Origin of the sequence: Streptomyces sp. NPDC091282 (genome assembly GCF_044757385.1) — a bacterium.
Taxonomy (GTDB): Bacteria; Actinomycetota; Actinomycetes; order Streptomycetales; family Streptomycetaceae; genus Streptomyces; species Streptomyces gramineus.
Genome location: NZ_JBIVUX010000008.1, coordinates 17,517 through 31,232 on the forward strand (window position 1 = coordinate 17,517; position 13,716 = coordinate 31,232).

11 protein-coding genes are annotated in these 13,716 nt (G+C 71.1%); 7 read left to right on the forward strand and 4 right to left on the reverse strand.

The window, feature by feature from the left end; all coding sequences use genetic code 11:
• Positions 1-25: 25 nt before the first annotated feature.
• Both ACIQOE_RS31920 and ACIQOE_RS31925 read right to left on the reverse strand, forming a co-directional pair.
• A complete protein-coding gene (locus ACIQOE_RS31920) occupies positions 26-451 on the reverse strand; it encodes an ankyrin repeat domain-containing protein (RefSeq protein ID WP_365557279.1) in 426 nt (141 codons plus the stop codon).
• 149 nt (positions 452-600) lie between these two features.
• Complete coding sequence (locus ACIQOE_RS31925) at positions 601-1,347, reverse strand: DUF3152 domain-containing protein (protein ID WP_401415110.1); 747 nt, start codon at positions 1,345-1,347, stop codon at positions 601-603.
• 318 nt (positions 1,348-1,665) lie between these two features.
• On the opposite strand from ACIQOE_RS31925, the gene ACIQOE_RS31930 reads away from it, so the two are divergent.
• From ACIQOE_RS31930 to ACIQOE_RS31955, 6 genes are all read left to right on the forward strand, one after another.
• On the forward strand, positions 1,666-2,355 hold the full coding sequence (locus tag ACIQOE_RS31930; RefSeq protein WP_365557274.1) for a response regulator transcription factor: 690 nt from the start codon (positions 1,666-1,668) through the stop codon (positions 2,353-2,355).
• Positions 2,352-4,004 carry a sensor histidine kinase gene (locus tag ACIQOE_RS31935; protein ID WP_401415112.1) on the forward strand — a complete coding sequence of 551 codons (1,653 nt, stop codon included), beginning with the start codon at positions 2,352-2,354 and terminating at the stop codon, positions 4,002-4,004. The genes ACIQOE_RS31930 and ACIQOE_RS31935 overlap by 4 nt, the downstream gene beginning before the upstream one ends.
• Positions 4,001-4,582, forward strand: a complete 582-nt coding sequence (locus ACIQOE_RS31940) for a hypothetical protein (protein ID WP_401415114.1) — start codon at positions 4,001-4,003, stop codon at positions 4,580-4,582. Before ACIQOE_RS31935 ends, ACIQOE_RS31940 begins: the two co-directional genes overlap by 4 nt.
• A gap of 185 nt (positions 4,583-4,767) precedes the next feature.
• The gene (locus ACIQOE_RS31945) at positions 4,768-5,940 is read left to right on the forward strand and encodes an alpha/beta hydrolase (RefSeq protein ID WP_399010434.1); all 1,173 of its coding nucleotides are present in this window, start codon (positions 4,768-4,770) and stop codon (positions 5,938-5,940) included.
• A 144-nt stretch (positions 5,941-6,084) separates the two neighbouring features.
• Positions 6,085-7,791, forward strand: coding sequence for an SWIM zinc finger domain-containing protein (locus ACIQOE_RS31950; protein ID WP_401415116.1), 1,707 nt, complete (start codon positions 6,085-6,087; stop codon positions 7,789-7,791).
• Positions 7,792-7,912: 121 nt separating this feature from the next.
• A complete protein-coding gene (locus ACIQOE_RS31955) occupies positions 7,913-8,230 on the forward strand; it encodes a hypothetical protein (RefSeq protein WP_401415118.1) in 318 nt (105 codons plus the stop codon).
• Positions 8,231-8,333: 103 nt separating this feature from the next.
• Here the strand turns inward: ACIQOE_RS31955 and ACIQOE_RS31960 are convergent, their stop codons facing one another.
• Positions 8,334-9,236 (reverse strand): NUDIX domain-containing protein, encoded by a 903-nt coding sequence (locus ACIQOE_RS31960; protein ID WP_401415120.1) that lies wholly within the window; start codon positions 9,234-9,236, stop codon positions 8,334-8,336.
• 281 nt (positions 9,237-9,517) lie between these two features.
• Between ACIQOE_RS31960 and ACIQOE_RS31965 the strand changes: the two genes are divergently transcribed.
• Positions 9,518-11,323, forward strand: coding sequence for a RecQ family ATP-dependent DNA helicase (locus tag ACIQOE_RS31965; RefSeq protein ID WP_401415122.1), 1,806 nt, complete (start codon positions 9,518-9,520; stop codon positions 11,321-11,323).
• Positions 11,324-11,427: 104 nt separating this feature from the next.
• Here the strand turns inward: ACIQOE_RS31965 and ACIQOE_RS31970 are convergent, their stop codons facing one another.
• A complete protein-coding gene (locus ACIQOE_RS31970) occupies positions 11,428-13,500 on the reverse strand; it encodes a glycosyl hydrolase family 28-related protein (RefSeq protein ID WP_401415124.1) in 2,073 nt (690 codons plus the stop codon).
• Positions 13,501-13,716: the final 216 nt, after the last annotated feature.

A 13,716-nucleotide genomic window follows, 5' to 3' on the forward strand; every position in this document is an offset into this window, starting at 1 on the left:
GGCGCGACCGGATGCGGGGACTCCCCTACCTCGTGGGGTTCGCCCCGGCCGCGATGAGGAGTTCGGCGGTCTCGGGGTGGGGTCCGTTGCGCGCCCAGTCCAGGGGAGTCCAGCCTGTTCCGTGGTCTTCCCGCAGGTTCGGGTCGGCGCCGTGGGCGAGGAGTTCGCGCACCGTCCGGGTGTGTCCCCAGCACGCGGCCGCGCACAGCGGTGTGCCCTCCGAGCCGACTCCCCCGCTCTCGGTGTCCGCGCGGGCCCCGGCTTCCAGGAGCAGACGCGCGATCTCCGCTTCTCCCTGGACGGACGCCAGATAGAGAGGAGTGGTGCCGTCGCGGTCCGCTTGCTCCGGGTGCGCGCCCGCCCGCAGAAGGGCCTGCACGCGGGCGGGGTCGGCCGCCGCTGTCGCTTCTAAGAGATGACGGGAGAGCTTCTTCTGCCGGCGCCGGTTCATGGTCGGCGAGGCTAGCGAGCGCGGACGTGGTGCCACCAGCCATTTCCGGTTCGCGACACCGGCGACTTCGCCACCGACGCGACGGGCGCCGTCGTACTGAGCACCGTGGTCGACCTCCTGGTCGTCGACCGGCTGGAGGTGACGTCGCTTCAGGGTACGTGCGGACCGGAGACGTAGCGCCCGTTCTCGTCGTACGGCCAGGCATTGGCGACACATCCGTGCAGGCCCTTGATCTGCTGCATCATGACGGGAGCCTGTTGTCCGGGACCGGCGCAGGTCATGTGGGTGAGGCCCAGGGCGTGTCCCATCTCGTGGTTGATGATCAGCGCACGGTACTCGTGTATCGGGCCGTCGAATGTGGGCGAGCCCTTGACCCAGCGCTTCAGGTTCACCACCACACCGCCGGGGATCTCGCAGTTGTACTCGCCGTGGGTGCTCTGGTGGATCCCCGCCCAGCACAGGGCGTCGGCCGTCCCGGGCGTCGCGATCTTCATCACGAGGTCGTACGACTCCCCCGCTCCCGCCAGCCGGAACGAGTTGTTCCCGCTGTGGGTCCAGCCTCGCCGGGCGGCGAGGATGCCGGCGATCTCCTCGGCCGCCCGGTCCGGCGAGATGTCGAGCCCGCTCTCGACCTGTACCGCGTAGCGGATCAGATGCGCACCACGACCCACCTTCGCGCCGGCGGCCCGTGCGCTGACGAAGGTCCCGCTGCCGGTCTCGGGGACGGCGATCTCCGTCTTCGTCGGAGTGGGTTTCGGAGTCGGCGAGAGGGCCGGTCCTGACGGGTGGTGGGTGGTGGGCGCCGTGCCGCGCGAAGGCGCCCGGCGGCTGCTCGCCGTGTCGCCCGGCCTGCCGTTCAGGAAGAACGCGGCGGAGCCGAGCAGGCCGACCGCCACCAGCGCCGTGATCAGAATCCGTGTGCCGAGGCGGCGCGGGCCGCTGCGGCGGTGGGAGGACTGCTGACGCCCGCCACGACGTGAAACCCGCTGTCGCCGACGGCTGCGGCGGGAGGCGGCGTCAACGGTGGGTGGTGCGGAGTCCCGCTCTCGTGCCGAGTACATGGCAGCTCAAGCTGGCCATTCCAGATGATCGCCATGAGCTCGAATGATCACGAAAAGATAACTACAGGGTCGCCATATGACCGTTCTGCCACAAGGCCGGGGACGGGCACTTTCCGGGGCGGTCGCGGAAAGCGGTCCGCCTACACTGTCGAGGTGCCGCGAGTCCTTATTGTCGAAGACGACCTGGATGTCCGTAACGCCGTCGAGTTGGCGCTGCGCCACCAGGGCCACCACGTCATGGCTGCCGGGACGGGCGAAGAGGGCCTGGAACAGCTCCACCCCTTCCGCCCGGACGTGGTGGTGCTCGACCTCATGCTGCCCGGCATCTCCGGCCTGGACGTCTGCCGCCGGATCAGGGACCGCGACCAGGTGCCGATCATCATCGTGACGGCCCGGGGCGACGACGTCGACGTGGTCGTGGGACTGGAGGCCGGCGCCGACGACTACGTGGTCAAGCCCGTGCAGGCCAGGGTGCTCGACGCGCGCATACGTGCCGTGCTGCGCCGGCAGGCCCCGTCGTTCGCCGACGGCGCCCGGCCCCGGGCGGAGTCGCACGGCACGCTGGTCATCGACCGGGCCGGGCTCGTGGTGACGCACCACGGCGAACCCGTGGCACTCGCCCCGTCGGAGCTGCGGCTGCTGCTGACCCTGTCGGCCTCGCCCGGCCGGACGTTCAGCCGCCAGCAACTCCTGGAGGCGGTCTGGGAGCACAGCTACCACGGCGACATACGCCTGGTGGACGCCTGCGTGAAGCGACTGCGCGCCAAGCTCGGCGAGCTGAGCGGGGATCCCCAGTACATACAGACCGTACGCGGCTTCGGCTACCGGTTCGTCTCGCCGTGAACGGAACGGACGTCGCAGGGGCGCGCGAGGCGGCGGGAGAGCGCGAGGTGGCAGGGGCGCGCGAGGCCGCGGAGAGCCACCCGGTCGTACGAGAGCACGAATCCGCGGCCTCGGAGCCGGCCGCCGGCCGTGTGCGGTTCTTCCGGGCGCTCCTGGCACGCGTCCCGCTCCCGCTGCGCGGACTGCGCGCCCGTCTGGTGGCTGCCTTCGTCCTGGTGGCCGTCGTCAGCGCCCTGAGCACCGGGGCCCTCGCGTTCCGGGAGGCGCGCACCGGCGTGCTCCAGCAGAGCCAGGACTCGGTGATCCAGCAGTTCCGCAAGAGCGTCGACAGCGTGGCCCCGTACACCCCCGCGAAACCGAACCAGAACGACCTGCAGACGGCGGCGAACCACGTCCTCTACGACAACCCGTCGCAGGGCTGGCGGGTGCTGGCGACCTACGGCGAGCTGCGCGCCTGGGCACCGGACGCCGAGTTCAAAGGGCTCAGTCCTGAACTGCGCCGGACCGTGGCCACCACGAGCGCCACGGTGTTCCAGCGGGTCGACGTGGACGGGCATCCCTGGCTGGTCGTCGGCACGCCGGTGACCTACGGCGACAGCGACGGGACGCGGTCCGGACTGTCCGGCATGGCGATGTACCTGATGGTGTCGCAGAACACCGAGGACGGATACGTCCGGGCGATGGTCAGCGGCATCGAGCGTGCCACCGTCGTCGCACTGGCCCTCGCCGTCGTCCTGGCGCTGCTGGCCGCGAGCGGCGTGCTCCGTCCGGTGCGGGCCCTGCGCGGGGCGACGCGCCGGATGGCCGAGGGGCATCTCGACGTCCGGCTGGCCGTCAACGGTTCCGACGAACTGGCCGAGCTGTCGCAGTCCTTCAACGGCACGGCCGCCGCGCTTGAACGGTCGGTCGCGGAGCTGCGCCGCATGGAGGCGCGGGCGCGCCGCTTCGCCGCCGACGTCTCGCACGAGCTGCGGACACCGCTCACGGCGATGGCGGCGCTCACCGACGTACTCGACGAGAACGCGCTGCACCACGACCGGGAGACGGGTGACGCGCTGCGGCTCATCAGCGAGGGCACCACGCGGCTGAGCGGACTGGTCGAGGACCTGATGGAGATCTCCCGCTTCGACGCGGGCGCGATCACCCTGAACCTGGACGAGGTCGACCTCGCCGAGTCCGTACGGCGCACACTCGCCTCCCGTGGCTGGCAGGACCGGGTGGAGACCCGTCTGCCAGGACCCGGCGTACTCAGGACGCGGGTGGATCCGCGCCGCCTCGACGTCGTCGTGGCCAACCTGGTCGGCAACGCGCTGCGGCACGGGGCCCCGCCGGTGCGGCTGGCCGTGAGCGTGCGGAGGGAGCCGGCGGGCATGGCGTGGGCCGTCATCGAGGTGACCGACGGCGGGCCGGGGATCGCCGAGGAGGCGCTGCCGTACGTCTTCGAGCGCTTCTACAAGGCCGGCGCCTCACGGGCCAGGAGCGAGAGCAGCGGGCTGGGGCTGGCCATCACCGCGGAGAACGTACACCTGCACGGCGGACGGATCAGCGCGGCGAACCGGCCGCAGGGCGGGGCGGCCTTCACGGTCGAACTGCCGCTGCACCGCGAGTCCCCGGTGCCCGGCCGGGATGCCCCGGCGGGTGTCCGATGAGGCGCGCTCGCGTGGCGGCGGTGCTGGCCGGGCTCGCGGCCGGGCTCACGCTCGCGGGGTGCGGGGTGCCTCCGTCCGGTGTCATCCAGGCAGGCCCGGCGGCCAGCGGGATCACCCGGCCCGACGCGAACCCGACGACACGCTCGGTCGTCGTCCTCTATTTCATCCACGACGGGGCCCTCAGGCCCTACCCGCGCACGGTCGGCAGCGCCGCGGACCACCGGTCCGTCCTGGCCATGCTGTTCGACGGACCGGACGCACAGGAATCCGCGACGGCCACCACGATGCTGCCCCGCCTGCCGAGCGCGCCCGACGTCACGACCGACGGCGCCGGCGCCCTCGTCGTCCGGCTCCCGGACGACGCCGGCCACCCGGACCACCTGGCCCTGATGCAGCTGGCGTGCACCGTGGCCGGGGTCGCGGAACCGCTGACCGCGAAGCCCGCGCGCGGCGGCGCCTCCCTGACCACACCCAGCCCCGGCCACGGCTCCCCGGCGCACACCGGGGTCACGGTGACCGGGAACGGCTGGTCGACGACCCTGCCCGCGGGTTCCTGCCCCGGCCTGCTCCCGTCATAGCGGGGTGGCGACCCGCTCCGACCGGCCTGCGGAGCGGGCCGCAGCGGGCGGCGAGTCTCCGTACGACATCGGTCGCTGTGCCCAGGGCGGGGTCTCCCGTCCGGCCTAACCCTGCTGGTGTAGGCCAAACGGACCAGCCACGATGACGGAGGGGGTCGACTCCTTCACCTAGGGAAACCGCAGACATGAGAGCAACAGACACGGGAGCCGTACGCTCCCTGCCCGGAGCCCGCCGCCTGCGCCGGCTCGCCGCGGCAGCGCTCCTGACCGCGACGGCGACGACGATGAGTGCCTGCGGCACCGTCCGGGACGGCGCCGTGTCGGACACCGCCCAGGGCAGGGCGGCCGTGGCCGACGCCGCCAAGTACGTGCCGTGCGGCAATCCGCCGCAGAAGCTGGAGAAGATCGACCAGGACTTCCTGGACCAGCTCGCTGCCGCCGGCGGCAAGCCCCTGTACGACCTGTCGTACCCGGCCGCCCGTGACGTGCTGAACAAGCTCCAGGCCGGGCCCGTGTCGATGCTGCCCGCCGAGATCACCGAGCGCACCGTGCCGGGCGGCCCGACGGGCCCGGTCCACGTGCACATCGTGCGCCCCGCGGGCGTCAAGGGGACGCTGCCCGGCGTCGTCTTCATCCACGGCGGCGGCTGGGTCCTCGGCAACTTCAAGACCCATGAGCGCCTTGTCCGCGAACTCGCGGGCGGCGCCCGCGCCGAGGTCGTGTTCGTCGACTACACGCCCTCTCCCGAGGCCCAGTTCCCCGTCCCGATCGAGCAGGCGTACGCCGTCGCCAAGTGGGTCGGCACCCACGGCGCGGAGATCGACCTGGACTCCGGCCGGCTGGCGGTCGCCGGTGACTCGGTCGGCGGCGACATGACCGCCGCGGTCACGATGATGGCCAAGCAGCGCGGTGGCCCGCACTTCCGCCAGCAGGTCATGCTCTACCCGGTCACGGACGCCGACTTCGACACGGCGTCGTACTCGCGCTTCGCGGAGAACTGCTGGCTCACCCGGCCCGCCATGAAGTGGTTCTGGAACGCCTACGCCCCGAAGACCGCCGACCGTGCCGACCCGCTGGCCTCGCCGCTGAAGGCGACCGTCCAGCAACTGCGAGGCCTGCCCCCGGCCTTGCTGATCACCGACTCCGACGTGCTCATGGACGCGGCCAACTCCTACGCCGCCAAGCTCAGGTCGGCGGGCGTCCAGGTCACCTCGACGCACTACGGCGGAGTCACCCACGACTTCATGATGCTCAACGCCCTGCGCGACACCCAGGCGAACAAGGCGGCGGTCGCCCAGGCCTCGGCGACCCTCCACGAGGCGCTCTACGCGCCGGCGGACCCGGCGGGCGGCAAGTAGCCCGCGACCCGTCCCGACTCCGGAGTGCGGCGGCCATGGGGGCCGCCGCATCTCCGTGCGGGGACAGGGCCGTTGGCGACGTCGCCTCAACACTCAGCCCGCTTTCCGCTTCGCCGTGATGCCGGAATCGGTTTGAATGGGCAGGTGGAGCGGACAACGAACATCCAACTGGGTTTCACCGAGGCCGACTTGCAGAGGGCGGCTGGGCCGACGTCCTTCAGCCGCGGCGAGGACTACGCCGGCGCGGTGCAGGGCCTCGACATCCGCGAGACCTCGATCCGCGCCGCTGTACCGGGCCGGGAAACGTACCGGGTGGAGCTCGTCGTCGCACACCAGACCGGATTGACGGGCTCCTGCGACTGCGCGTACGGAGCCGACGGCCACTTCTGCAAGCACTGCGTCGCGGTGGGCCTGGCAGCCCTGCGGCAGACCACCCCGGTGGCGCCCCGGTCGGCGGATGCCCAGGTCCCAGTCCCACCGCCCGCCCCCACGCCGCGCGCTTCGCAGGACCTGGTGACGCCCTGGCTCAGGTCGCTGGACCGGGACGCCCTGCTCGCGCTCCTGAACGAGGAGTCGGCTGCCGACTCCGGCGTGCGCGACCGGCTGCTGCTACGGGCCAGGGTCGTGCAGGCAGACCGCGCCGAGGTACGTGACCTGGTCAAAGGACTGCTCGCGCCGGGGACGTTCGCTCACGACGGGTACGCCGAACGTGCTCTCTACGTCCAGGACGTGGCCCAGGCGACGACGATCCTGCGCACCCTGATCGCGGCAGGCCGGGTGGCGGAAGCAGTGGATGGGGCCCGGTGGGCGCTCTGGCGCCTGGCCGAGGTCTACGAGTCGGCGGGAGACGCCGACGAACTCTTCACACCCCTGCACGGTCTCGTGGCGGTGCACCTGCGCGCGTGTGAGGCGGCGCGTCCAGACCCGGAGGCGACCGCTCGCTGGCTCGTCGGGCACCTGCTCGGCCCGTTCGGCGAGATGACCCCGGTCGACCCGGCCGACTACGGCGACATCCTCGGCCCGACAGGACTGGCCCGAGCACTGGCCCTGGCCACCGAAGCATGGCGGAACGACCCCACCGACAAGGCGGCCCGCCTCAAAGAGCGGCTGCTGAAGGCGCAAGGCGACGTCGACGCACTGATCGCCGCCTACGCGGACGATCTCGCCCCGGACGGTGCCACACACCTACGCATCGCGCTGGAACTGGATCAGGCCGGCCGCGCCGGGGAAGCCCTGGACTGGGCTGAGCGAGGTCTGCGGACCGCAGGAGACCGGCGCGACGTCGACCAACAGCTGGTGGAGTGGACCTGCGTCCGCTACCTGCGAGCCGGACGACTCGACGACGCCCTCGCGATACGCCGCACCCGCTTCCGCGCGCACGGTTCGCTGGCCTCCTACCGGTCACTGCGGTCGGCGGCGCGGGGCTGCGGCCGCTGGGAGGCGGAGCGGGAAGCCGCGCTGGAGCTACTGCGCGGCAACGGCAGCCGCGGTGGCTTCGGCCATTCCCCCCGCCTGCTGGTCGACGTCCTGCTCGACGAGGGCGAGGTCGACGCCGCCTGGGACGCCGCCGCGGGACACGCAGACGACCGCCAACTGCGCACGCTGGCCGACCGGATGAGAGACCACCGCCCGGCCGACGCACTCGGCGTCTACCTGCGCCTGCTCGAACCGCTGAAGCAGTCGACCAAGGACGAGTCCTACCAGGAGATCACCCGGCTGCTGCGCAGCATCCGCGCATGCCACCAACGCCTGGGCACTCCGGGCGAGTTCTCCCGCCACATGGCGGCACTGCGCACCGAACTCAAACGCAAGCGGAAGCTGATGCAGTTGCTCGACGCGAATGATCTCTGATCCCCACCCCGACTGACACACGCATCGCCCGCCTCCGAACCTCCGCGCCAGGCCGCCGAGGTCGACGGATGTCGACCGAAGAGAACGCAACCGTCGTTGGTGCGCGGGCAATTCCCTTGCCGTGGCGGACACTGTCAGCGATGCTGAGCCGATGCCGGGGCAGCGCAAGAGGAAACGTCAGCAGAGGGACGAGACGCGGCGCGCTGCCGACCGCTTCGCACCGGAGACAGGCCGCTGGGAAATGCTTTTCGAGACCCAGGATGAGCTGGAGTGGCGCGAGTACATTCGCCGTCTCCGGGCGTCGGACACGCAGATCGACTGGTCCGCAGCGCGCATGGACACGTTCTGCGGGCGCCTGATGCAGCCGACGACGTACCGGCTGAGCCTCTTCGTGCGGAGCGAGGACGGCACGAGCAGCCGGTGGGATGTGGACGCCTGAACGCACGAGACCGTGGGGACGACGACGGTTGCGGCGGAACCCGATCGCGTGGTGGCCGGAGCGCATGGTCGGACACGGTGGCTCCTCCGTGGGCGGGCTGGGGTCAGGTGTGCGTGGTGAGGTAGGCCGGGCCCTCTCCGCGCCTGGCTCGTTCGGTGGCGGCGAGGCGGGCGAAGTCGCGTGGCGTCATCAACTCCTGCCAGGCGGCGAGGTCGTGCACGGCCCACATGTCGTGCTCGGCGGGATCGATGCGGATCCGGGCCAGCTGGTCCGCGGTGAGCCGCCCTCCGTCGAAGATCAGGCCCACTCGGTTCAGCGGCATGCGCGGGCCGGCGTGCAGGAAGTGGGTGAGGAGCAGCCGTGGTCCGTCCGGGCCGAGTTCCAGGCCGGTCTCCTCCACCGCTTCGCGCTGGGCGGTCCGGAGCGGGTCCTCCCCCGGTGCGTCGAGGTTGCCACCCGGGTACTGCCAGGAACGCGATCCGTAGACCGAACGCAGTTGTACCGGCCGGTCGTACTCGTCGCGGACATACAGGCAGCCGTACACCGTGTGGTGCGGGATGGTCAGTGCGTACTGCGACGGTGTCATCGGCATCGGGCGGCCAGGCCGAGCGGGGCGGTGGTCGAACTCGAAGGCGAGCACGCCGAGGGCTTCTTGGGCCGGCGAGTAGAGGGCCCGGAGGTCGGCGAGCGCTTCCCCGTCGTGGGCGTCGGGGTTGATGTCCGCGGGATCCTCCGACGCGAGAAGTTCCTCGAAGGAGGCGTAGCGTGCGATCCGCCGTACGGCGACGTCGAGTTCGCGGTCGCCGTCCCGGAGGTGGAGGATGAGCGCGTCACCGACCGAGACGGCACGCTTCTGCGGGGTGGCGACGCGGACTTCGATCGTCTTGCGGCCCGATTCCACCTGGCTGTAGAACTTCGGGAGCAGGCGCATGTGGTGCTCGCGCCGATCGCCGGAGACCGCAGGACCGGGAGCGGTCGTGACGGCAGGCTGAGGGTCGTCGGGCACGTGCGCCTCCGATCGATGCTTGTGCGCCTTCACGCATCCATCTTCTCCGCACGCCGACGGCCTGGTCGAGAGCGCCTGCCGTCTCGTCGAGGTCACGCGGCCGCCCCTGCCATCGTGCCGCGCTGACCCCCACCTGGTGTGTTCCCTCCGGTAGTGCCGTCGCTCGCGACCGCTCTCGCTCGCTTGTGCGAGGGAACGGCCGTCGTCCGAGGCGATATCCCGGCGAACCTGGGTAACCGGCAGGCACATGGCGGTTGGCCGCCCACCCTTCAAGGAGAACCATGTTCGCACTCACGTCCCGTCGTCTTCGCGCAACGGCCCGTCGGGTCTTCGGCTGGCAGCAGCTGCGTCCGGCCCAACTGAACGCGATGAAGGCCGTGATGAAGGGACGTGACGTACTCGCCGTCATGCCGACAGGCTCGGGCAAGTCCGCCGTCTACCAGGTCCCCGCGGCGCTGCTCGGTGGTCCGGTCGTGGTCGTATCGCCGCTGATCGCGCTTCAGCGGGACCAGATGCGCGGCCTCCTCGAATCGGGAGCGCTGCGGGCCGCCGCCATCAACTCCGCGCAGCGCCGCAGCGACAACGAAACGGCCTGGGACCGCATCAGCGCCTCGTCCGTCGACGTGGTCTTCCTCGCTCCCGAGCAACTGGCCAAGCCGGAGGTCACCGACCGGCTCGCTGCCGTACGGCCTCGGCTGCTGGTCGTGGACGAGGCACACTGCGTCTCGTCGTGGGGGCACGACTTCCGGCCGGACTACCTACGGCTGCGCCACGCGCGCGAGCGGCTCGGAAACCCGCCGGTGCTCGCCCTGACCGCGAACGCGGCGGCCCCGGTCCGGCGGGACATAGCCGAACGTCTCGGCATGAACGACTCGGTGGAGATCGTGGCCGGCTTCGACCGTCCCAACATTCACCTCGACGTGGCGACCTTCCAGGACGCGACGGCCCAGGAGCGGTTCGTCCTGGAGCGGGCGGTCGCCGAGGAGAAGCCCGGCATCGTGTACGCGGGGACCAGGCGGGCCGCGGACAACTACGCCGAGCAGTTGAACGGCCTCGGACTCCGCGCCGCGAGCTACCACGCGGGCCGGTCCGCCGCCGAACGCGGCGACACTCAGGACCGGTTCACCTCGGGTGACCTCGACGTGGTCGTGGCGACCTCGGCGTTCGGGATGGGAATCGACAAGGCGAACGTACGGTTCGTACTGCACGCCTCCGTCCCCGGCTCGCTGGATGCCTACTACCAGGAGATCGGCCGGGCCGGCCGCGACGGGGCACCGGCGAGGGCGATCCTCGCGTACCGCCCGCAGGACCTGGGCCTGCAACGCTTCTTCGCCGCCGGTGCCCCCGACGCCGACGCGCTCCGACGCGTCGCCGAACGCCTGCGCGGCGAGAAGGGGTCGGTGGCCACAGCCCGGCTCCGGGCCGACTGCGAACTCGGCGCGACGGCCCTGTCCGCGGTACTGAACCTGCTGGAGGAGGCGGGGGCCGTGCGCAGCGGACGGGAGGGAAACCGCTTCGTCGGCGCGGCCGAGGCAGGTGGCACCTCCGCGGATGACGACGTCGAGGCCGCCGTACAGAACGCGCTCGCCGTCCACGCCACGCACCGCAAGCTCGAACAGTCACGGGTCGACATGATGCGGGGATACGCGGAGACGACCGGCTGCCGACGGCGTTTCCTGCTCGGATACTTCGGCGAGTCGGTCCGCACCCCGTGCGAGGCGTGCGACAACTGCACCGGCACGGTGCCCGAGCCAGCTGAACGGCTGCGGCGCGAGCCGGCCAAAGATGCCGGACGGCCGTACAAGTCGGCCGGCCGGCAGCGCCGGTGGACCCGGCCCCGCAGGCGCGCGAACTCCCCCACGGGTGCCGTCCGGGCCGCGGAGACGACCGCACACACGCCGGCGGACGGCCACGCCTACCTGCCGGGGGTCCGTGTGCGCCACGACCAGTGGGGTCCGGGTGAGGTGATGAGCGAGGACGACGGCAAGATCACGGTGCTGTTCGAGTCGGTCGGCTACCGCACCCTGTCGCTGGCCGTGGTGACGGACAAGCAGTTGCTCGCCACGTTGCCGGGGACCACGGGCTGACGTGGGCGATCTGGAGCCGCGAGGACCGCTTCAGGGGAACGGCGGAGGCCGCGCGCCGGGTCTCGACCCTCGTCGAGGTCACCGGCACGCGGCCTCCGCCTGTCTCACCAGGCCGCTGGGGCCGGAGGTACGACCACCGGGGGACGGTCGTCGCAGGTGATGGTGTTCGGCAGCTCCCATGACGCCAGCCAGGGGCCGGTCGTGCCGCCTCCGTCGTTGCCGCCGAGGTCGTTCACGGCGAACTCGGAGCCGGTCGCGGGGAAGTTGAAGGATCCGCAGTTGTTGATGCCGACCGCTCCGACGTTACGGGCGTCCACGTTCTCGAAGGACGCGGATCCGGCGGAGCGGGCGCTGAGGACGGAGGTGCCGGTGCCGTCGACGCGGATGTCCTTGAAGTGGACGCCCCGGATCGCGTACTTGTCCTTCACGGGGAAGTCGGAGACCAGCATGATCGCGTTGTAGGTGTTGTCGAGGAAGTGGTCGCCGGTGACCTGGATGTCGGCGTCGATGTCCCGCTCCAGGGCGTAGAACCAGATGGCTCCCAGGCCGATCTTCCAGTTCAGTTCGAACGGCCCCGAGCGCACCGTGGTGTTGTCGGAGATCGTCAGCTGCCCGGTGAAGGGCTCCGCGCCGAAGCGGGAGCCGACCTGGATGGCGCTGCCCTCCCTGACGGGGTCGGCGATGAGGTTGCCGGTGACGGTGTTGTCGGTGCCGCCGTACAGGGCGATGCCGTTGGCGAGGACCGGGGACTGCACGGTGTTGTGGGCGAAGACGTTGCGGGCGTCGGCCGTCTTCTCCGACCACATGGCGAGACCGTCGTCGCCCGTGTTGCGGACGAAGCTGTTCGTGACACTCGAATCGGTGACGCCGGTATGGAAGTTGAGGCCGTCGGCGATCTGGTCGGCGATCACGGTCCGGGTGACGCGCAGGCCGCTCATCGGGCCGTCGAACCACATGCCGACCTTGGTGTGGTGGAGGTAGAGCCCGTCGATCGTCGAGTCGCTGAGCGCTCCGCCGACGGCGTTGACCTGGTCGGTGTCGATGCGCTCGCGTACGTCGCCCTCGACGGTGAAGCCCGAGAGGTGGACGTTGCGACTTCCGCCGTCCGCCGCGTCCTTGCCGTAGAAGCCCACTCCGGTGTGGACCGAGCCGTCGGGAGCGGGGGTGTCGAGGGTGACCTGGTGTCCCTTGACGATCGTGTACCAGCTGCCGGCCCCGACGATCGTCACGTCGTCCACGATGATGTGGCGGTTCACCTGATAGGTGCCCGGCGGCACATACACCTTGAGGTGCCGCTTCTTGGCGTAGGCGATGGCCCGGTCGAAGGCGTCGCCCGCGTCCCGCCGGCCGGTGGGATCGGCTCCGAAGGCGATGACGTTCGCCGCGTGTGCCTCGATGTGCGGGGCGCCCACGAGTTGGGTGTCGAGCAGGTCGATCACGGTCCAGGCCGCGGTGCTGTTCCTGGGCGCGGTGAGACGGACGGTGTCACCGGCCGCGTAGCGCTTCCCGAGGAGCAGTCGCTGCTCGTCGTAGAAGTGGCTGGGCCGGAACGGCTTGTCGATGGTGGGCGTCGGTGTGGTGGACGCGGGGACGCAGCCGCACTCGGTGATCCACCAGTCGGGGTGCAGCAGGTCCCCCTGGGGGTCGTTGCTGAACGGGTACTGGTTGTAGAGCCAGGAGTACTGGGAGGTGAGGGTCATCGTGGCGCGGTGCCGGCCGTCCACGGCGACGTCGAGGGGCGCGGTGATGCCGCCGCCGCGCGGGGCGTCGGGAATGCTGTAGCGGACGGTGAGGGCGTCGGCCGCGCGCGGGAGGGTGAACTCCACGTACTGGCCCGGCTTCAGGCGTACCGCCGTGCGGCCGGACGCCTCCGACGGGAGCGTGTAGGCGGTGCGGTCGGGGCCGATGACGGTGCCGTTCGTAGGCGCGTTCTCCGCCTCCTGTTCGACGAAGTCGACCGAGGCGCCGCGTCCCGCGACGAGGGCGGGATCCAGGCCGGCCCGGGTCACCGCCGGCGTGCCCGTGGTGTCACCGTGGCCGGGCGCCGCCGGAGCCGGTGCGCTCAGCCCGAGCACCAGTCCGGCGGCGGCCGCGGTCAGCACCGCCACGGTCCGAGCCGGTCTTCGCCCACGGCCTCTCCACCGTTCCGCGGCCAGGTCACTGCCGTTACGCGCCATCGGATACCCGTTTCTCTCGGAGCGGAGGTCACCGAGGGCACCCCGGTGCACGCCGGCACGAGGGGAAGGACCGTGCCAGGGCGTACCCGGGACATTAGGACCCGACGAGACGGCCCGACAAGACGTCAGACGCGAACTTCCATGCTTTAGTTCGAAAACTGCAAGTGATTGTTGCTTTTTTGCGTCGGCATCTCGTCTCCCCCGATCGCCCTGTGA

Bases quoted from the DNA above. Each gene is read 5' to 3' on its own strand.
- ACIQOE_RS31920 (WP_365557279.1), bottom strand. From the start codon at position 451: ATGAACCGGCGCCGGCAGAAGAAGCTCTCCCGTCATCTCTTAGAAGCG.
- ACIQOE_RS31940 (WP_401415114.1), top strand. From the start codon at position 4,001: ATGAGGCGCGCTCGCGTGGCGGCGGTGCTGGCCGGGCTCGCGGCCGGG.
- ACIQOE_RS31945 (WP_399010434.1), top strand. From the start codon at position 4,768: ATGAGAGCAACAGACACGGGAGCCGTACGCTCCCTGCCCGGAGCCCGC.
- ACIQOE_RS31965 (WP_401415122.1), top strand. From the start codon at position 9,518: ATGTTCGCACTCACGTCCCGTCGTCTTCGCGCAACGGCCCGTCGGGTC.
- ACIQOE_RS31970 (WP_401415124.1), bottom strand. From the start codon at position 13,500: ATGGCGCGTAACGGCAGTGACCTGGCCGCGGAACGGTGGAGAGGCCGT.